This window comes from Azospirillum sp. HJ39, assembly GCF_041507355.1.
GTDB classification, from domain to species: domain Bacteria; phylum Pseudomonadota; class Alphaproteobacteria; order Azospirillales; family Azospirillaceae; genus Azospirillum; species Azospirillum thiophilum.
This window is the reverse complement of record NZ_CP167911.1, coordinates 1,901,730-1,920,659: the sequence shown is the minus strand read 5'-3', so window position 1 is coordinate 1,920,659 and position 18,930 is coordinate 1,901,730. Positions and strand designations below refer to the sequence as shown.

General features: G+C 69.5%; 13 protein-coding genes. 6 read left to right on the top strand and 7 right to left on the bottom strand.

Features of this window, described 5'->3' with window-relative positions:
* Positions 1 to 3 precede the first annotated feature (3 nt).
* Positions 4 to 1,032: a patatin-like phospholipase family protein gene (locus ABMY26_RS22335; RefSeq protein WP_372396833.1), complete on the top strand. Its 1,029-nt coding sequence runs from the start codon at positions 4 to 6 to the stop codon at positions 1,030 to 1,032.
* A 52-nt stretch (positions 1,033 to 1,084) separates the two neighbouring features.
* On the opposite strand, the gene ABMY26_RS22330 is transcribed toward ABMY26_RS22335, so the two are convergent.
* Entirely contained in the window at positions 1,085 to 1,264 is a 180-nt protein-coding gene (locus ABMY26_RS22330; RefSeq protein WP_372396832.1) for a hypothetical protein, read from the bottom strand.
* A 152-nt stretch (positions 1,265 to 1,416) separates the two neighbouring features.
* On the opposite strand from ABMY26_RS22330, the gene ABMY26_RS22325 reads away from it, so the two are divergent.
* Together ABMY26_RS22325 and ABMY26_RS22320 are read left to right on the top strand one after the other, a co-directional pair.
* Positions 1,417 to 1,917 carry an RT0821/Lpp0805 family surface protein gene (locus ABMY26_RS22325; RefSeq protein ID WP_372396831.1) on the top strand — a complete coding sequence of 167 codons (501 nt, stop codon included), beginning with the start codon at positions 1,417 to 1,419 and terminating at the stop codon, positions 1,915 to 1,917.
* A gap of 119 nt (positions 1,918 to 2,036) precedes the next feature.
* Entirely contained in the window at positions 2,037 to 3,944 is a 1,908-nt protein-coding gene (locus tag ABMY26_RS22320; RefSeq protein WP_372396830.1) for a potassium/proton antiporter, read from the top strand.
* A 28-nt stretch (positions 3,945 to 3,972) separates the two neighbouring features.
* On the opposite strand, the gene ABMY26_RS22315 is transcribed toward ABMY26_RS22320, so the two are convergent.
* Positions 3,973 to 5,646: an ABC transporter permease gene (locus tag ABMY26_RS22315; RefSeq protein WP_372396829.1), complete on the bottom strand. Its 1,674-nt coding sequence runs from the start codon at positions 5,644 to 5,646 to the stop codon at positions 3,973 to 3,975.
* Positions 5,647 to 5,840: 194 nt separating this feature from the next.
* Positions 5,841 to 7,667, bottom strand: coding sequence for a translational GTPase TypA (gene typA / locus ABMY26_RS22310; RefSeq protein WP_372396828.1), 1,827 nt, complete (start codon positions 7,665 to 7,667; stop codon positions 5,841 to 5,843).
* Positions 7,668 to 7,855: 188 nt separating this feature from the next.
* On the opposite strand from typA, the gene ABMY26_RS22305 reads away from it, so the two are divergent.
* Both ABMY26_RS22305 and ABMY26_RS22300 read left to right on the top strand, forming a co-directional pair.
* Entirely contained in the window at positions 7,856 to 9,874 is a 2,019-nt protein-coding gene (locus ABMY26_RS22305) for an autotransporter assembly complex family protein (protein ID WP_372396827.1), read from the top strand.
* A 132-nt stretch (positions 9,875 to 10,006) separates the two neighbouring features.
* Positions 10,007 to 14,362 carry a translocation/assembly module TamB domain-containing protein gene (locus ABMY26_RS22300; protein ID WP_372396826.1) on the top strand — a complete coding sequence of 1,452 codons (4,356 nt, stop codon included), beginning with the start codon at positions 10,007 to 10,009 and terminating at the stop codon, positions 14,360 to 14,362.
* Between the two features lie 34 nt (positions 14,363 to 14,396).
* Here ABMY26_RS22300 and ABMY26_RS22295 read toward each other — a convergent pair whose 3' ends face one another.
* The 4 genes from ABMY26_RS22295 to ABMY26_RS22280 all read right to left on the bottom strand — a co-directional run bounded on the left by ABMY26_RS22295 (position 14,397) and on the right by ABMY26_RS22280 (position 17,216).
* A complete protein-coding gene (locus ABMY26_RS22295) occupies positions 14,397 to 15,266 on the bottom strand; it encodes a class I SAM-dependent methyltransferase (RefSeq protein ID WP_372396825.1) in 870 nt (289 codons plus the stop codon).
* The gene (locus ABMY26_RS22290) at positions 15,263 to 15,574 is read right to left on the bottom strand and encodes a hypothetical protein (protein ID WP_082108939.1); all 312 of its coding nucleotides are present in this window, start codon (positions 15,572 to 15,574) and stop codon (positions 15,263 to 15,265) included. The genes ABMY26_RS22295 and ABMY26_RS22290 overlap by 4 nt, the downstream gene beginning before the upstream one ends.
* Positions 15,575 to 15,735: 161 nt before the next feature.
* Positions 15,736 to 16,071 carry a hypothetical protein gene (locus ABMY26_RS22285; RefSeq protein ID WP_372396824.1) on the bottom strand — a complete coding sequence of 112 codons (336 nt, stop codon included), beginning with the start codon at positions 16,069 to 16,071 and terminating at the stop codon, positions 15,736 to 15,738.
* 200 nt (positions 16,072 to 16,271) lie between these two features.
* A complete protein-coding gene (locus tag ABMY26_RS22280) occupies positions 16,272 to 17,216 on the bottom strand; it encodes a lytic transglycosylase domain-containing protein (protein ID WP_372396823.1) in 945 nt (314 codons plus the stop codon).
* A 681-nt stretch (positions 17,217 to 17,897) separates the two neighbouring features.
* On the opposite strand from ABMY26_RS22280, the gene ABMY26_RS22275 reads away from it, so the two are divergent.
* Positions 17,898 to 18,734, top strand: a complete 837-nt coding sequence (locus ABMY26_RS22275) for an RNA polymerase sigma factor (RefSeq protein WP_372396822.1) — start codon at positions 17,898 to 17,900, stop codon at positions 18,732 to 18,734.
* The last annotated feature ends 196 nt before the right edge of the window (positions 18,735 to 18,930 follow it).

The window sequence follows — 18,930 nt, the reverse complement described above, 5'->3', positions numbered from 1 at the left end:
CTCATGGCATTTGGAAACGGCCAGGGCAATGGCCACGCCAACGGTCCCAGCAACGGCCCGACGCGGCGCCCGCGCATCGGGATCGCGCTGGGCGGCGGGGTGGCGCGCGGCTGGGCCCATATCGGGGTGCTGCGGGCGCTGAAGCGCTATGGCATCGAGGCCGACATCGTCTGCGGCGCATCGGTCGGCGCGCTGGTCGGTGGCCTGCATCTGGCGGGCAAGCTCGACGCGCTGGAGGAATGGGTACGGGCCCTGACCCGGCTGAAGATCGTCGGCTATCTGGATTTGCGGCTGCGCCAGGGCGGCGGACTGATCGGCGGCGACCGGCTGATGGCGGAGCTGCGCCTGCATCTGGGCGACCTGCGGATCGAGGAACTGCCCTGTCCCTATGTCGCCATCACCACCGATCTGGTGACCGGCCACGAGGTCTGGCTGCAGCGGGGCGAACTGGTCGACGCCATGCGGGCGTCCTTCTCGCTGCCCGGCGTGTTCCCGCCGATGTCGATCGACGGGCGCTGGATGATCGACGGCGCGCTGGTCAACCCGGTGCCGGTCTCGGCCTGCCGGGCGCTGGGCGCGCAGATGGTGATTGCCGTCAACCTGTCCGGCGACATCCTGGGCAAGGCGCGCAAGCCGGGGGCCAGCGTGCCGACCGCCGCCGGCTTCGACCTGCTGCGGATGGTCGAGGACGAGGTGCCGGGCAACCGTGGCCCGATCGGTGGCGGGATCGGGGCGCTGACCCGCCGCATCTTCCGCCGCGACTACGAGGGGCCGAGCCTGTTCGGCGTGATGGTGTCGTCGCTGGGCATCGTCACCGACCGCATCACCCGCTCTCGTCTGGCCGGCGAACCGCCGGATGTCCAGATCGCGCCGCGGCTCGGCCATATCGGCCTGACCGAGTTCGACCGGGCGGACGACTGCATCCGCGAGGGCGAGGCCGCGGTGGAGCGCGTCCTGCCCGACCTGCACGACGCGCTCGCCGTCTTCGCCACCGGCCCGCGCGAATCGACGCGCGAGCCGGTGCGCGACTGACGGCCGCCGCACGGTCGCCAATAGGGTGGCCGATTGCGGCCGGCGATTGCGGTTAATGGTCGATCGCGGTGCCGATCGCGGCGCCGCCCAGGCCGCCGATCACCGCGCCGCGGGTGCCGTCCACCGCATAGCCGCCGGCCGCGCCGGCAGCACCGCCGACCACGCCGCCAGTCGAGCAGGCGCTGATGGAAAGAAGCGCGATCACCGCACCGATCAGACGCAAACGGGACATTGTGCAACCCTCCTCGTGTTGACTGTTCGATGTCTAAACACGCGAAAACGCGTTTTGCTTCCATGCCCCCCTGATCTTTTGGGTGGGAACCTCCTCATCCTTCAAGCGTTGACCTGACTTTGACCGCGCAACGTTGAAACGGGAGAACCACCATGCGGGGCATCACCATCCGCCTGCGCGCAACCGCAATCGCCGCGACCGCGGCACTGTCCCTGGCCGCCTGCCAGACCGGCAACAGCGGCGGCATCGGCGGCATGAACACCAGCGAGACCGTCGGGACGCTGGGCGGCGCCGTGGCCGGCGGCCTGCTCGGCTCGCGCTTCGGTGGCGGGGCCGGCAAGCTGGCGACCACCGCCATCGGCACGCTGCTGGGCGCCTATGCCGGCCAGCAGCTGGCCCGCCAATTCAGCCCCGCCGACCAGAGCCGGGCGTCGGACGCCGAGGAGCGGGCGGTCGCTAACAACCAGACCATCACCTGGAACAACCCGCAGTCGGGCAACAGCGGCACCATCCAGCCAGTCCGCACCTACCAGGGCGACGCGGGGCAGACCTGCCGCGACTACAACCATACCGTGGTGATCGACGGCAAGACCGAGGTCGCGCGCGGCACCGCCTGCCGCCAGGGCGATGGAAGCTGGAAGCTGGTTTCGTAAGCGTACAGCCTATCCGAATGACCGCCTTCTGGTCCTACGCCTTGCGGATGTGCCGGTTTGCCGTCAAAATCAAGGAGTTCCGCCTGTCGGCGGCTTGATGGACACGGCGTGCGGGGCTTATGGAGGCGGTCAGCTACATCATTCTCATCGGGTCGAGCCTGCTGATCGTCAGCGTGCTGACCAGCTATCTGGCCTTGCGGGTCGGCGCGCCGCTGCTGCTGATCTTCCTCGGCATCGGGCTGCTTGCGGGCGAGGACGGCATCGGCCACATCGCCTTCAACGATGCCGGCTCGGCCTTCCTGATCGGGTCGATGGCACTGGCCGTCATCCTGTTCGAAAGCGGGTTCGACACCAAGCTGGCCAGCTACAAGGCCGCCGCCTGGCCGGCGATGACTCTGGCGACGCTGGGGGTCGGCATCACCACCGGCACGGTCGGCGTCGCCGCCCATTACCTGATGGATCTGGGCTGGGGGGAGGCGCTGCTGGTCGGCGCCGCCTGCAGCTCCACCGACGCGGCGGCGGTCTTCTTCCTGCTGCGGGTCGGCGGCATCACGCTGCGCGACCGTGTCCGCTCCACCCTGGAGATCGAGTCGGGCAGCAACGACCCGGTCGCCATCATGGTGACGATCCTGCTGGTGGAGGCGGCGACCCATGGGCTGGCGTCGCCCGCCGCCATCGTCGGCGAGCTGGCGCTGGCCTTCTCGCTGGGCGGGGTGATGGGGCTGGCCGGCGGCTGGCTGCTGGTCGCCTTCATCAACAAGGCCAATTTCGAAGCCGGACTGAATCCGGTGGTCACGCTGACCTTCGCCCTGTTCATCTTCGCCGCCACCAACGTGCTGGGCGGCAGCGGCTATCTCGCGGTCTATGCCGCCGGGCTCTATGCCGGGAACGTCAAGCTGCGCGGCGCGCTGGAGCTGCGGCGCTTCCATGCCGGCCTGACCTGGCTCAGCCAGATCGTCATGTTCGTCATGCTGGGGCTGCTCGCCACGCCGCGGGAGTTCATGCCCATGCTGCTGCCGGCGCTGGGAGTGGCCTTCCTGCTGATCGCCGTCGCCCGGCCGCTGGCGGTGTGGATCTGCCTGCTGCCCTTCCGCTTTTCGGTGCGCGAAACCAGCTTCATCGCCTGGGTCGGGTTGCGCGGGGCGGTGTCGCTGCTGCTGGCGCTGGTTCCGGTGCTGGGCGGGCTGGAGCACGGCCAGCTGATCTTCAACACCGCCTTCATCGTCGTGGTCGTCTCGTTGCTGGTGCAGGGCTGGACCATCGGCGCGATGGCGCGGGCGCTGGACCTGATCGTGCCGCCGCGCCGTGGCCCGGTGGAGCGGGTGGAACTGGAGCTTCCCGGCAACGCCGACCAGGAACTGGTCGCCTATACCGTCCATGCCAAGAGCCCGGCGGCGCGCGGACAGCGCATGCCGCGCTGGGCCCGGCCGTCGCTGGTGATCCGTTCCGGTGCGGTGGTGCCGCTGCACCGGGCGAAGCCCCTGCAGCCCGGCGACCATGTCTATCTGTTTACGCCGCAGCACCGGCTGCCGCTGATCGACAGGCTTTATGGCGGCAGCCGGGCGCTCGACCAGAACGACCGCGAGTTCTACGGCGACCTCGTGCTCAGCCCGGATGCGACGGTGGAGCAGATCGCCGAGATGTACGGCCTGCCGCTGTCGCTGCCCAACGCCCGGCTGACGCTCAGCGACCTGCTGCGCAACGAGTTCGGCGGCTCCTGCGAGCTGGGCGACCGGGTGCGGATGGGCGGGGTCGAGCTGATCGTCCGCGACATGGACGACCATGGCATCACCTCGGTCGGGCTGGCGCTGGAGCCCGTCCGGGTGACCAGCCGGCGGCGGCCGCTCTACCAGCGGCTCGCGGATTTCGGCAGGCGGCTGCATGGCGTGTGGCAGCAGCGCTCCTTCCGGCGCTGGAAGCGCAGGGAACAGCAGCGCGAGCGGCGGCTGGAGCTGACGCTGGCCGAGGCCGCAGCTCCGCCGGGCGAGGTGGAGGGGCCGCCGCTGGAGAGCCGGAACGGGATATAGAAACTGCGGCAGCCCGGCTCCGCCGCGGTCAGCCTTTGTGTCCGGGCCGCGAGGAGGCGATGGTGCGGCTGAGATAGATGACCGGGGCGAGACCCACCAGCACGATGACCAGGGCGGGCAGGGCGGCGTCGTCCAGCCGCTCGGTCGAGGCCATCCGGAAGGCCTCGATCGCCAGGGTGTCGAAGTTGAAGGGCCGCAGGATCATCGTCGCCGGCAGCTCCTTGGTGATGTCGACGAACACCAGCATGGCGGCGCTGAGCAGGCTGGGGCGCAGCAGCGGCAGATGGACCCGGCGCAGCACCTGCAACGGCGTGTGGCCGAGCGAGCGGGCCGCCCCCTCCAGGTTGGGGCCGATCTTGGCGAAGCCGGATTCGAGCGGACCGTAGGCGACGACGAAGAAACGGATCAGGTAGCCGTAGAGGATGCCGACGATGGTGGTGCCGAGCAGGGCGCCGACCGGCCAGCCGCCCCAATCGCGCATCAGCCCGACCGTGATGAGGATGCCGACGGCGATCACCGTTCCCGGCGTGGCATAACCGAGCGAGGCCAGCCGCGCCGCGCCGGTGGCGAAGCCGCTGCGGTCATGGCGCACGCCGTGGATCACCATCAGCGCCACCGCGACGACCAGCAGCGCGCCGCTCGCCCCTAGGATGAAGGTGTTGACCGTCAGGTCGGTGAAGCGGGCGAGCGTCAGCTCGGTGCCGCCGCGCAGGATCATGTGGATCAGCACGCCGCCCGGAAGCAGGAAGCCGAACAGGATCGGCGTCAGGCAGACGATCCAGGCCAGCACGGTGCCGCGCGCCGAGAGGCGCGGGGCGGGCAGGGCGCGGTAGCGGCCGGTGGTCTGGTGGAAGCGCATCCGGCCGCGCGACAGCCGCTCCAGCCCGACCAGCGCCAGCACCACCAGCAGCAGCACCGCGGCCAGCTGGGCCGCCGCCGCCGCATCGCCCAGCGCGAACCAGGTGCGGTAGATGCCGACGGTGAAGGTGTCGATGCCGAAATAGCGCACGGCGCCGAAATCGGCCAACGTCTCCATCAGGGCATAGCCGACGCCGGCGACCAGCGCCGGGCGGGCCAGCGGCAAGGCCACGCGGCGGAAGGCGCCGAAGGCGGAGCAGCCGAGCGTGCGGCTGGCCTCCAGCACGCAGACCGACTGTTCGAGGAAGGCGGCGCGGGTCAGCACATAGACATACGGATACAGCACCGACGACAGCACCAGACCGGCGCCCCAGGCGGTGTGGATCTCCGGAAACCAGTAGTCGCCGCGCCGCCAGCCGAAGCTGGCGCGCAGAACGGATTGCAGCGGCCCGGCGAATTGCAGGAAGTCGGTGTAGGTATAGGCCAGCACGTAGGCCGGCATGGCGAGCGGCAGCAGCAGCAGCCATTGCAGCACGCCGCGGCCGCGGAACTCGTGCATGGTCACGGTCCAGGCACAGGCGACGCCGGTCACCAGCGTGACCACCCCGACGATGCCCAGCAGGATCAGGGTGTTGGCTATATAGCCGGGAAGCACCGTCCGTGCCATGTGTCCCCACAAATCGGTGGAGACGCCGGCCGCCTGGACGAAGACGGCGAGGATCGGCAGGGCGATCAGCAGTGCGAGGATCAGGGCGGACAGGCCGGTCGGGCCGATCCGCGACCACAGGCGACGGGGGGAGAAGGACGGGGAGCCGGGGGACTTCGCGTCGGTCGCCGTCGCCATGCGGGGGGTGTCCTCGCTGTCGTGTGTGGAGGTGGTGGAGGTGTCGTGGCTTTGCCCCCACCCTAACCCTTCCCCGCTTCGCAGGGGAGGGAACTCCGCCGCCATGCGACAGACCCCCTCCCCCGCCCAGCGGGGGAGGGCCGGGGTGGGGGCAAGACCAGACTGGTACTCTACTCTAAAAAGCCGCGAACCGATCAGCTCGCTTCGGCGGCGCGCGAGTGGCGCTTGCGCTCGTTCGGGTCGAGGTAGCGCTTGCGCAGGCGGATGGACTTCGGCGTCACCTCCACCAGCTCGTCATCGGAGATGTAGGACAGCGCCTTCTCCAGCGTCATCTGGATCGGCGGGGTCAGGCGGACCGCCTCGTCCTTGCTGGTGGTGCGGATGTTCGTCAGCTGCTTGCCCTTGATGACATTGACCTCGAGGTCGTTGCCACGGGTGTGCTCGCCGATGATCATGCCCTGATAGACCGGCACGCCCGGATCGATCAGCATCGGGCCACGGTCTTCCAGATTCCACAGCGCATAGGCCACCGCAGTGCCGTCGCTGTTGGAGATCAGCACGCCGGTGCGCCGGGCGGCGATGGCGCCCTTGAACGGGGCGTAGCCGTGGAACAGGCGGTTCATGATGCCGGTGCCGCGGGTGTCGGTCAGGAACTCGCCCTGGTAGCCGATCAGGCCGCGCGACGGCGCATGGAAGACGATGCGGGTCTTGTTGCCGCCCGAGGGCCGCATCTCGATCAGGTCGGCCTTGCGCTCCGCCATCTTCTGGACGACGGTGCCCGAGAACTCCTCGTCTACGTCGACGACCACCTCTTCGATCGGCTCCAGGCGCTGGCCGTTCAGCGGATCGGTCTTGAACAGCACGCGCGGACGGCTGATCGCCAGCTCGTAGCCCTCGCGGCGCATGGTCTCGATCAGGATGCCCAGCTGCAGTTCGCCGCGGCCGGCCACCTCGAAGGCGTCGCCGCCTTCGGTGTCGGAGATGCGCAGGGCCACGTTGCCTTCCGCTTCGCGGAACAGGCGGTCGCGGATCATGCGGCTGGTGACCTTGTCGCCTTCGCGGCCGGCCAGCGGGCTGTCGTTGACCGAGAAGGTCATCGCCAGCGTCGGCGGGTCGATCGGCTGGGCGGCCAGCGGCTCGGCCACTTCCGGCGCGCAGATGGTGTCGGCGACCGTGGTGTTGGTCAGGCCCGCCAGCGCGACGATGTCGCCGGCATGCGCCTCGTCCACCGGAACGCGCTCCAGGCCGCGGAAGGCCAGCACCTTGCTGATGCGGGCGTTCTCGACCAGCTTGCCGTCGCGGCTCAGCGACTTGACCGCCATGTTGACCTTGACCGAACCGGTCTGGATGCGGCCGGTCAGGATGCGGCCCAGATAGGGGTTCGCCTCCAGCGTGGTCGCCAGCATGGTGAAGGGCAGGTCTTCCACCACCTTCGGGGCCGGGACATGGTCGCGGATCAACTCGAACAGCGGGGTCAGCGTCTCGCGGGCGCCGTTCTCCAGGTCCGTGGTCGCCCAGCCGTTGCGGCCCGAGGCGAACAGGGTCGGGAAGTCCAGCTGCTCGTTCGAGGCGTCGAGCGAGGCGAACAGGTCGAACACCTCGTCATGCACCTCGTGCGGACGGCCGTCGGGACGGTCCACCTTGTTGATGACGACGATCGGGCGCAGGCCGAGCTTCAGCGCCTTGCCGAGCACGAACTTGGTCTGCGGCAGCGGGCCTTCGGCCGCGTCGCAGAGCAGGACGACGCCGTCGACCATGGAGAGGATGCGCTCGACCTCGCCGCCGAAATCGGCGTGGCCCGGGGTGTCGACGATGTTGATGCGCAGGTCGTTCCACAGGACCGACGTGCACTTGGCCAGGATGGTGATGCCGCGCTCGCGCTCCAGATCGTTGGAGTCCATGGCGCGTTCGGCCACCTGCTGGTTCTCGCGGAACGAGCCGGCCTGCTTGAGGAGTTGGTCGACCAGCGTGGTCTTGCCGTGGTCGACGTGGGCGATGATGGCGACGTTACGGAGATTCATGGAGCCTTGGTCTCGCAATGGCACCCCCGACACGCAGCACTCTGCCGCAAACAACAAAAAGGCCCGCCGAAGAATTCGGTGGGCGCTGTCGGGGAAACTGTTGCGGCGCAATATATGGATCTTCGCCGAAAACGCAAGCGCCGTGCCCTTTGGCCTAGCGCGAATTTCCGGGATGGAGCCATGCGTCATTGGATCTTACATTGGGGGCGATGATCCGCTTCGCCTCCGCTTCCCGCCGCAAGGCGGCCGCCGCTGCCGGTTCCGTAACCGGATTTGCCACGGCGCCGCTCAAGGCTCCCATCGCCGTTCCGCTGGTCGCCGCCCTGCTGTTGCTGGGGCCGGCCGCTGCCGGGCGCGCGCAGGATTCACCCCCCGACGCCCCCCCGGCCGCCTCCGAGGTGCCGCAGGACGAGGAGGCGCGGCCAGCCGGCCTCCGCTACGCGGTGGAGTTCACCGGCATCGAGGATGACGGCCTGCGCGGCACGCTGAACGACGCGTCCACGCTGGTCGAGTTGAAGGACGACGCGCCGCCCTCGCTGATCGGGCTGGAGCGGCGGGCCGACAGCGACCGCGACAGGTTGCAGACCGCGCTGCGCTCCGCCGGCTACTACGATGCCCGGCTCGACATCCGGATCGACGACCAGTCGACGACCGGCGCTCAGCCCGCGGGGAACGATGCGCCGCCGGTCAAGGTGACGGTGGCGGTGACGCCGGGGCCGCTCTACCACATCAAGACGGTGAATGTCCGGGGGGCCGGCGGCTCCGGCCTGCCGGCCGAGGTGGCGACCGACGATCTCGGTCTCGCCGCCGGAGCGCCGGCCGTGGCGCAGAAGGTGCTGGACGCCGAATCCGAACTGATCGGGCGTCTCGCCAGGCGCGGCTACGCCTTCGCCAAGGCGGCGGACCGGGAGGTGGTGGTCGACCATTCCGACCGCACGATGGATGTGGCCTACACGGTCGACCCCGGCCCGCTGACCCGCTATGGCGCCACCCGGATCGAGGGGCTGGAAAAGGTCGACGAGGATCTGGTGCGCGGCCGGCTGGCCTGGAAGGAGGGGCAGGTCTACGACCCGGGCGCCACCGACAGGGCGCGGCAGGACATCGCGGCCCTCCAGGTGTTCGACACCGTCCGCGTGCGCATGGCGGACGAGCCGGGGCCGGACGGCGTGACCCCTGTCGTCGTCACCGTGGGCGAGCGCAAGCGCCGCTTCATCGGCGGCGGCGTCACCTTCTCGACCGAGGATGGGCTCGGCACCAACGCCTATTGGGGCCACCGCAACCTGTTCGGCGGGGCGGAGCAGCTGCGCGTCGGCGTGGATGTCGGGCGCGTCGCGGGATCGTCCGGCGGCAGCTCCAGCACCGGCAACGACCTGCCGGACCTGCGCTTCAGCGTGAATTTCCGTAAGCCGGACTTCCTGGCGGTCAAGCAGTCGCTGCTGGTCAATTTCGCCGTGGTGAACGACCAGCCGCCCGCGTACAGCCGCGTCGCCTCCGAACTGACGGTCAAGCTGGAACGCCCGCTGACCGACCAGCTCACCGTCAGCTACGGCGTCAGCGGCGAGCGCGGCCGGGTGAAGACGGAGGACACCACCTACCAGACCGCCTTCATCGGCGTGCCGCTGGGGGCGGCGTGGAACGGCACCGACAATTTGCTGAATCCGACCTCCGGACAGCGGGCGTCCCTACAGATCACGCCCTGGTTCCCGATGGGTGGCGACACCAAGTCGCCCTTCACCTCGGTGCTGCTCAACGGCTCCACCTATCACGACCTGGGCAACGAGGGGCGCTACGTCGCCGCGGCGCGCATCGGGGTGGGCAGCATCCTCGGCACCTCGCTGTCGGACATCCCGCCCGACCACCGCTTCTATGCCGGCGGCGGCGGGTCGGTGCGCGGCTACGGCTTCCAGAAGGCGGGGCCGCGCGACCGCTACGACGATCCGGTCGGCGGCCGGTCGCTGCTGGAGATCGGGGCGGAGCTGCGCATCAAGGTCACCGAGAGCATCGGCGTCGTCCCGTTCGTCGATGCCGGCACGGTGTACGACAAGGCATATCCGGATTTCAGCGAGCCGCTGCGCATCGGTGCCGGCGTCGGTCTGCGCTATTACACCGATTTCGGCCCGTTGCGTGTCGATGTCGGCATTCCGCTCAACCCCGCCAGCGGCGACGCACGCTGGCAGCTGTATCTCAGCCTGGGGCAGGCCTTCTGAGGCTCGCGATCCCACTCCGGCGGGAGGGGGATGCGGAGGACTCTTTTTCGTCCCAATCCTTCGGGACGATGGCGGTCTATTGCGGTTGAACGATTGGCGCTCCGGGGAACGGGGCCGGTGAAAGGGGATGGTGTGACGGCGTTTCGCTTCCTGATGGTCGGCCTGATGGTCCTCGCCGGCCTGCTTTCGGGCTCCCAGCCCGCGCGGGCCTTCTCGTTGTTGGGCGATTCCACCCGGGAATGGCTGGCCGGGAAGATCGAGGGCGCCGTCGAATCGCCGGACATGCACCTGAAGCTCGGCGCCATCGAAGGCAGCATCCCGACCGACTTCACCATCGCCACCGTCACGCTTGCCGACAGCCAGGGCGTCTGGCTGACCATAGACCGGCTCCGTGTCGTGATGTCGCCGTCGGCCCTGTTCCTGCGCAGCGCCAGGATCGATTCGTTGGAGGCCGCCTCCATCACCGTCACCCGCGCCCCGGTCAGCACCCAGCCGGCCACGCCGTCGGACCCCGACGCACCGCTGCTGCCGAGCCTGCCGGTCGACATCGATCTGGGCAGGCTGGTGGTGGAGCGGCTCGAACTGGCGCCCGCCCTGCTCGGCGAACCGGCGGTGCTGCGCCTCACCGGAGCGCTGGCGCTGGCACACAGCGGCGGGGCGCTGAACACCACTCTTTCGGTTTCCCGCATCGACGACAAACCGGGGCAGGCCGAGGTCGCCGCCGTCTTCGACCCCGACAAGAACGCCTTGACCCTGTCGGTCGATGCGTCCGAGCCGGCGGGCGGCGTCATGGCCCGCGCGCTGTCGATCCCCGGCTTGCCGCCGGTGGCGGTGACGCTGAAGGGCGATGGCACGCTCGACGACTGGTCCGGCAAGCTGACCGCCCTGGCCGGCGACGCCGCGGCCCCAACCGGCACCCTGGACGCCGACGCCACCATCAGGAAGCAGCCGGACGGCCATGCCCTGACCCTGGCGGCCGGCGGCAATTTCGCCCCCCTGATTGCCGGGCTGGCGGGAGACACAATCGTCCCGCTGATCGGTCCCGGCCCTACGCTGAACGCCAGCCTGCTGCGGGCGCCGAATGGCGCCATCACCCTGCGACCGCTGGCGCTTAGCGTCGCGGCGGCGACCGCCACGCTGAACGGTGAGGTCGCCGCCGACTACAACAGCCTGAACCTGCGTTGGACGGTGCAGGCAGGGCCGGACTCGGCGCTGCATCCGCTGGTGCCGCTGTCCTGGCGCGAGGGCGTGGTGGAAGGCTCGGCCGAGGGTGCGTTGAACGCGCTGAACGTCGCGGTGACCGCGACGCTGCGCGATCTGGCCGCAGACGACCCGGCGCTGTCCCGCCTGACCGGCCCCGAAACCAGGGTGGCCGCCCGTGCCCGGATCGACACCGGCAGCGGGCAGATCGGCCTGGAGTCGCTGGCGCTGACCGCCGCCGCCGCCCGCGCCGAGGCGAAGGGCAGCATCGGCGGCTGGGGGCAGACCGCCGATCTGACGCTGTCGGCGGCCGCCGACGACCTGGCGCCGCTGTCAGACCTCGCCGGCCGGCCGCTCGCCGGGGCGGTTGCGCTGTCGGGGCCGGTGCGGCGCGGCGCCGACGGCACGCTCACCGCCGAGTTGAGCGGATCGCTCGACCGCCTCGCCACCGGCACGCCGGCCGACGCGGTGCTGGGCGACAAGGCGGCGCTGGCGCTGGCCGCGCGGATGGACCCCGACGGCGCCATGCGCCTGACCGACCTGACGGTGGACGGCCGCAATGGCAAGCTGACCGGCAATGCCGCCTTGGCGAACAACCAGGTGGACGCCCGCACCACCCTGACACTGCCGACGCTGGAGCCGCTGGGCGGCGCGCTCGGCACGCAGATGGAAGGGGCGGCGACCCTGGAGGCGACCGCTCGCGGCCCGTTCGACGCCATCGAGGCGCAAGCGAAGTTGAGTGCCCGCGATCTCGTGCTGCAGGGCCGCAGGCTGGGTGCGACGGAGTTGCAGGCGACCGCCGCCGGACTGCCGGCAACGCCGAACGGCACGCTGTCGATGCGCACCAACCTCGACAGGACACCGCTGTCGCTCGACGGGCGCTATGCCCTGCGCGACCAACTGCTGCGGCTGGATGGGCTGACGGTCGCCAACGGTAATAACCGGATTACCGGTCAGGCGCAGGTGGCGCTCGATACGCTGCTGGCCACCGGGCGGCTGGAGGGCGCGCTGCCAAACCTGAACGGCCTGTCGGAGTTGGCGGGCATGCCGCTCGGCGGCGGGGCGACCTTCGCCCTGGCGCTCGACGGCAAGGGCGGCAAGCAGGCGGCGACGCTCACCGCCGATGCCAACAATTTGCGGGTGGGGGGGCAGGGGGCGGAGGCCGGCGGACCGCTGCTGACCGCCCGCCGCCTGACCGCGCGGGCCGAGGTCGCCGACGCGCTCGGCACCCCCAGTGGCAAGGCAAGGGTCGAGATGACCGGCGGGTCCGCCTCCGGCACCGAGTTGCGGACGGTCACCGCGTCGGTCGACGGTTCGCTGGCGAAGGCGACCTTCCAGGCCAACGCCGCCGGGATGGGGCCAAGTGCAGCGGGAGGGGCCGCACAGCCGGTTTCCCTCGACCTCGCAGGGGCGCTGGCGCGGGAGGGCGACACCACACGCATCCGCCTTGAGCGGTTGCAGGCGCGCTATGCCGGCGAGGAGCTGCGGGCGACCGCCCCGGCGACCATTCTGCTGGCCGAACGCCGATATGAGGTGAAGGACCTGCGGCTGTCGTCGGGCAATGCCCGGCTCGCCGCCGATCTCGGCCTTAACGGGGACCGGCTGAGCGGGGAACTGACCGTCGACCGGCTGCCGCTGGCGCTGGCGAAGCTCGCCAGCCCGGCGTTGCGGCTGGACGGTGTCGCCAACGCGCGGGCATCGCTCGGCGGTACGCTGCGCAGTCCGCGCGCCGACGCCACGCTGCGGGTCACCGGGCTGAAGGCGCAGCAGACGACCCAGGCCGGCCTGCCGGGCATCGACGCCGCGCTCGACGCCCAATGGCGCGACCGTCGGCTGTCGCTGTCCGGGCGTGTCGCCATGCCGAAGAATGCCGGCACCCTGACCGCCAATGCGGCGCTGCCGTTGGTGATGGACCCCGACAGCTACGCCGTCGCCATGCCGGCAAAAGGGGCGATCGAGGTGGCGGTGAACGGCGATCTCGATCTGTCGCTGGCGAACGACCTGCTCGCCGCATCCGGTGACCGGGCTCGGGGCACCCTGCGCCTCGACGTGCGAGCCGGCGGCACGGTGGAAAAGCCGTCGCTCGGCGGCTCGATCCTGCTCGCCAACGGGCGCTACGAAAATCGCGCATCGGGCGCCGTCATCAGCAACATCGAGGCGCGGCTGGTCGGCGATGGCGACGTCTTCACCATCCAGAGCTTCCGCGGCCGCACCCGCAATGGCGGTGCGATCAGCGCCAGCGGCGTCATCCGGCCGGCCGCCCCGGCCGACCGGCAATTGGACATCGCGCTGAAGGCCGACAATGCCCGGCTGGTGGAAATCGATCTGGCGACGGCGGAGATCGGCGCCGACCTTACGCTGACCGGCGGTTTCGCCAATGCCCGGCTGGCCGGGCCGGTCGACATCCGCCGCGCCGAAATCCAGATCCCCGACCGCATGCCGGCCAGCGTCGTCGACCTGAAGGTGACGGAGGTCGGCAAGGGCCGCCGGCCCCGCGGCACGACCCAGGTCTCGACCGCCGGCGGCACCCGCCGCGTGCCGCAGCCCGAAGCGGCCCCGCCGGCGGCCACGCCCTTCGTGCTGGCGCTCGACATGACGGTGAATGCGCCCAACCAGATCTTCGTGCGCGGCCGCGGGCTGGAAGCCGAGTTGGGCGGCAACCTGCGCGTCGCCGGCACCGCCGCGGCACCGGAGGTGACCGGCCGCTTCACCGTCCTCAAGGGCAACCTGAACCTGCTGGCCAAGAATTTTGAGTTCAAGCGCGGCATCTTCGATTTCGACGGCACCCAGCCGATCGACCCGCGGCTCGATTTGCTGGCGGAGGCGACGGCGAACAGCATCACCGCGCAGGTGGTGGTCAGCGGTACCGCCCGCCAGCCGAAAATCCAGCTGACCTCGCCCCAGGGATTGCCGCAGGACGAGGTGCTGGCCGGCGTGCTGTTCGGCAAGTCGGTGGGCGACCTGACCGCGACGGAGGCGGTGCAACTCGCCCAGTCGGCGGCGGCGCTGGCCGGCGTCGGCGGCGGGGGCGGCATCCTGGATCAGGTGCGCCGCGGCCTGGGCGTCGACCGTCTGGACTTCACCCAGGGTGAGAACGGCAAGGGCGGCGCGGTGCAGGCCGGACGCTATGTCAGCGACCGCGTCTATGTGGGCGTCGAACAGGGCATCGGCGCCAACCAGAGCCGGGCCAAGGTCGAGATCGACATCACCAAGAACCTGAAGGGAAGCGCGGCGGTCGGGGCCAACTCCGACACGCAGTTCGGGCTGACCTATGAGAAGGATTACTGAGGTGGGAAGGAGTATCGGCGGAGTGCCGCCGCCGTTACCAGCCCACCACGATCCGGGCATGCGACGGCACCGGCACCACCCCATCCACCGCCTGCGCCTCGAAATGGCGGGCGATGTCGGCCTCCAGCGCGGCGCGCCGGTCGGCGGCCAGTCCGCCCAGCCGGTGGCCGAAGCTCATGTCCAGGGCGGCCCGCCAGAAAGGCTGACCGGCCGGGGCCTTGCGGACCGGGGTGAGATCGGCTTCCTCCGTCTCGGTGAAGCCGGCGGCGTGCATCGCCGCGCAAAGCCGGCCGGGTTCGGCGAAGCGGAACAGCGGTGCGAGGCTGCCATCCTCGCCAAGATGATCGGCCACGACGTCGCCGATCCCGGCGAACAGGCCGTTGCCGGCACGCGGCCCCCACACCATGAAGGCGGCCTTGCCGCCGGGGCGCAGGACGCGCCGCACCTCGCCCAGCGCGCTTTCCGCCGCCGGAACGAACATGATGCCGAACCGGCAGGTCACGCGGTCGAAGGCAGCGTCGGCGAAGGGCAGGGCGGTCATGTCGGCGGCGATGAAGGTGGGCGCCGGCCCTCCCTCCCTTTCGCCAATGTCACGGGCGCGGCGGACGGCACCGGCCATCATGCCGGGAACGAGGTCGCTGCCCACCACCAGCCCGCCGGCACCGGCACGCCGCGCGGCACCCAGGGCCGGCTCGCCGGCACCCGATGCGAGATCGAGCAGCCGCTCTCCCGCCGTCAGGCCGGCGGCATCCAGCAGCGGGCGGTTCAGCTTGTCGGCCAGATCGGCCATCGGGTCGGCCCAGCGGTCCCAGGCATCGGCGCTGGCTGCCCAGCGGTCGCGCTCGCGCCCTGCATCGGGATGGGCGTCCAAATGGGCGGGGTCGGTATTCGGGAGGGTGGTCAATGGAGAAGCCTTGCCGTGCCGGCCGCGCGCCGGACCGCGTCGGCATCGCTCAGCCTCTCGCCGATGGCGGTCAGCTCGTCGGACAGCCGGCGGTTGGCGTCGGTCAGTTGCTGGATGCGGGTCTGTGCCGCCTGATGCTGCGCGGACAGCGTGACCACCGTCTCCGTCAGCTTGCGGATTTGCTGGGACTGGCGCGCCGAGGCTTCGTTCAGGCTGCGCCTGATCGACCCGACGGCCACAAGCACCACCAGACTGATGGTTACGCCGGCCAGAATGCCGAAGATGCCGATTCCGGTGAACCAGTCCATGGACGGAAAGTTTCCGCCCATTTCACTTATTGGTCAAGCCGACAAACAGTCGCGCAATCGGGGCAATGCCCCAACCGGGCCGATGCTCCAATCGGATAATGTCACGGATGGAGCGGCAGGCCCAGGGGGCCCGGCCCCCTGGCTGGGCAGAGGGCGGACGCTCAGCCGACGGTGCCGTTCACCGGACGCTCGGCCTTCATGCGGAGTTCCCTCAGATGGTCGCCGAAGGCGCGCAGCACCGGCATGATGCGCTGGGTCTGGTCGGTGGTGACGTGGGCGTCGGTCTTCAGCACGATGGTCGGCGCCTCGCCCATCAGGCGCTTGGCACGCATCGGGCCGACCTTGTCGTCGAGGAACATGGCCATGCCCATCAGGATGCCCAACGTCACATCGTCCGGGGCCTTGGGCAGGGCCAGGATGTCATGCAGTTCGTTCATCAGCGTGTAGGCGACGATTGAGGTGCGTTCGATGGTGTCGACGTCGGCAGCCATGGGCATCGGGCGGGTCCTCGGGAAACGTTCGGGGAAACGTTGCGGGTGAGACGCTGGCGGGTGACGCGGCCATGCGCCCCCGAGGGCACCGGCACTTGCGAAATCCGTCGAGTCCCGAGGGTAATCGTCATTTTATAACCAAAGTGTTAACCATGCGACACTCCGAGTCGCCCGAGTCGCTTTTTTCGAGTCGCAATCTTGCGTTCCTACCGTTTCCCGCCGCTGCGCGTCCTGGTCGAAAGCGACAGCTCCGCAACCTCCTCTCGCGCGGTGCTGACCAGGCCGGCCGACTGAACGATGTCACGGTTGAAAGGATGGTAGGTGCGCGCGTAGACGCTGTGGATCTTCACCACATAATCCTTGGTCTCGCGGTAGGGCGGGACGCCCTTGTACTGCAGCACCGCCCCTTCGCCGGCGTTGTAGCCGGCCAGCGCATGGGTGACGTTGCCGTCGAAATAGGCCAGCAGCCAGCGCAGGTACTTCATGCCGCCGCGCAGGTTTTGTTCGGCGTCGAAGGCGTTGGTGACGCCGAAGCGCTCCGCCGTCTCCGGGATCAGCTGCATCAGACCCATGGCGTTCTTGTTCGACACCACGTCGACGCGGTACCCGGATTCCACCGCGATCACCGCCAGCACCAGGTCGGGGTCGAGCCCGTAGGTCGGCGCCATCTTCTGCACCATGGCGCGGATCTCCGCCGGGGGCTTGCGGATCACGCCCCAGCGGACATTGGGCGGCTCGCAGCGGTCGGGCGTCTTCACCGTACCGGCGACGCTGCCGACCAGCCGTTCCGCCGGTTCGCTGCCCAGCGACGCCGCCTTGCGCAGCCATGCCCGGCCGAGATCGGCATCCTTGGCGACACCGCCTTGACCGGCCATGTGCATGCGTCCGGCCATCAGCGCGGCGTCGGCATAATCCTGGCGGGCGGCCCGGCAGTAGAGCGACAGCGCCATCCGCGGATCCGCCTTCACGCCATCCGCCCGCTCGTAATGTTGCGCCAATTCATACTGGGCGCGGGAACTGCCCTTGCCGGCCAACGCCTCCAGCGCGGCGACGGTCTGCTCGGCGATGCCGGCCCGGGCGGGAGCGGTCGCCAACAGCCCAGGCAGCAGAACCGCGGCAGCCAGCCCAAGCAAGCGTGCAGGGCGGAGCACGATCCGGTGGCTGGGCCCTATGATTGTCGGAATATCCGGCCCGGATGCTGTACCGCAAAGGGTCGTATGGCCTTCCACGTGCCCCCCCCTGTATGATTTTCTTGAAGCGTTCGGGGACCTTCAAAAGGTCATGCCTAGGAAAAAGGTCAGAGGCCAAATGCTGATCGGAGTTCGCCGGGGGGATGCCGTTGTGTGTCCGGTATTGCCTGCGAAGGGTGTCGGCATACACCGAAACGGAAAGTCGAACGCCCCGTAATGCGTTGCCGTAACTGTTTGATCCGGCGCCACCAATAAGAAATCCATAGACCGATCGACGGATGTCGCTCGGTCTTTTTGTTTTCATTCTGGTCATGCGTCCTCCAATCGTGTTGGAGAGATAACGAAAGACCGTATTTTTATCCAACACCCGAACGGCGACGGCGGCGGGATACACGGGGTACTCTGGGGGTGCTCTGTCGCCGTTCTATGACCCACTAGCCTTTTTCCCAACTGGTAGCCGGTTTGCCCGCTCATTACGTAAGGGTCGGGCCAGACAATCGGCTGCAAATTCGACGGACCCGATGGGCGGACGAAATTCCTCTTTCGGGGCCGTTGCGCCGGAGGCCCCGGCAACGCCCGTGCGACCGCGAGGTCGCCTGCGTTTCCGCGGCGAACGGCATTGAAGGAGGCATCGTTTCACCGATGGCGAACCACGTCGCGACCACCTTGAGCCACCGAATGGGCGGCCCGGCACGGATCGAGCCGGCAGCCTTCGGCGCCGTGTCCGTCGGCCGGACCCGTTCGGACCGCGCGCCGGCGTTCATCTCTGACCACCACGACACCACCGATGCCGGCAGCGGCCACGCCGTTCTCGATGGCGGGCACGATGCCGAGGCCCAGACGGAGACCCATTTGACCGCTCATGCGGAGGCCATTCCGGCCGATGCCGACACCGATGCAGACGGTTGCGCCGCCCCTGTGGAGGGCGCTGCTCCTGCGGAGGAGGAATTCCGTCCCGATCCCAACGCACCGCCCGACCCGGCGGTGATCCGTCAGATCGAGGAGGAAATCCCGCGTCTTCGCCGTTTCGCCCGCGCCATGGTGCGCGACGCGACGCTGGCGGACGATCTGGTGCAGGAATGTCTGGAGCGTGCGCTGTCGCGCCTGCATCTCTGGCGTCCCGGCACCAATCTGCGGGCCTGGCTGTTCACCATCCTGCGCAACTTGCACATCAACGGCGTCCGCCGCCGCCAACCCGTGGTCGACATCGATGCCGAGGCGCAGGCCGCCATCGGGGCTGCTCCGGGATCGCAGTTCGTGCGGATGGAGCTGCGCGACCTGCGCCGCGCACTTGCCTTGCTGCCCAACGAGCAGCGCGAGGTGGTGCTGCTGATCGGGCTGGAAGGGATTTCCTACAACGAGGCGGCCGACATCCTCGGCATCTCTATCGGCACCGTGAAGTCGCGCCTGTCGCGCGGGCGCCGCGCGTTGCGCCTGCTGATGGAGGGCAGGAATCCCGCCGACGACGCCGATTCCTGATCGCGGGCGGACCTTCGCCTGACTATGAATTGCGGGGTGTCCGGTCGCCGGACGCCCCGTTTTGCTGTGCGCGCAGAGAGCGCAAGCCCCGGACGGAACGCCGGTAAAAAGAACGGCGGCGTCCGTCCGGACGCCGCCGGAGGCGGGGACAATCCAGGCAAGGTCCGGGACCGGTCGGGCCGGATCCATCGCTTGG

Excerpts from the sequence above, each read along its gene's own strand:
- ABMY26_RS22335 (WP_372396833.1), top strand. The coding sequence starts at position 4 with ATGGCATTTGGAAACGGCCAGGGCAATGGCCACGCCAACGGTCCCAGC.
- ABMY26_RS22325 (WP_372396831.1), top strand. The coding sequence starts at position 1,417 with ATGCGGGGCATCACCATCCGCCTGCGCGCAACCGCAATCGCCGCGACC.
- typA (WP_372396828.1), bottom strand. The coding sequence starts at position 7,667 with ATGAATCTCCGTAACGTCGCCATCATCGCCCACGTCGACCACGGCAAG.
- ABMY26_RS22330 (WP_372396832.1), bottom strand. The coding sequence starts at position 1,264 with ATGTCCCGTTTGCGTCTGATCGGTGCGGTGATCGCGCTTCTTTCCATC.
- ABMY26_RS22290 (WP_082108939.1), bottom strand. The coding sequence starts at position 15,574 with ATGGACTGGTTCACCGGAATCGGCATCTTCGGCATTCTGGCCGGCGTA.
- ABMY26_RS22315 (WP_372396829.1), bottom strand. The coding sequence starts at position 5,646 with ATGGCGACGGCGACCGACGCGAAGTCCCCCGGCTCCCCGTCCTTCTCC.
- ABMY26_RS22285 (WP_372396824.1), bottom strand. The coding sequence starts at position 16,071 with ATGCCCATGGCTGCCGACGTCGACACCATCGAACGCACCTCAATCGTC.
- ABMY26_RS22275 (WP_372396822.1), top strand. The coding sequence starts at position 17,898 with ATGGCGAACCACGTCGCGACCACCTTGAGCCACCGAATGGGCGGCCCG.
- ABMY26_RS22320 (WP_372396830.1), top strand. The coding sequence starts at position 2,037 with ATGGAGGCGGTCAGCTACATCATTCTCATCGGGTCGAGCCTGCTGATC.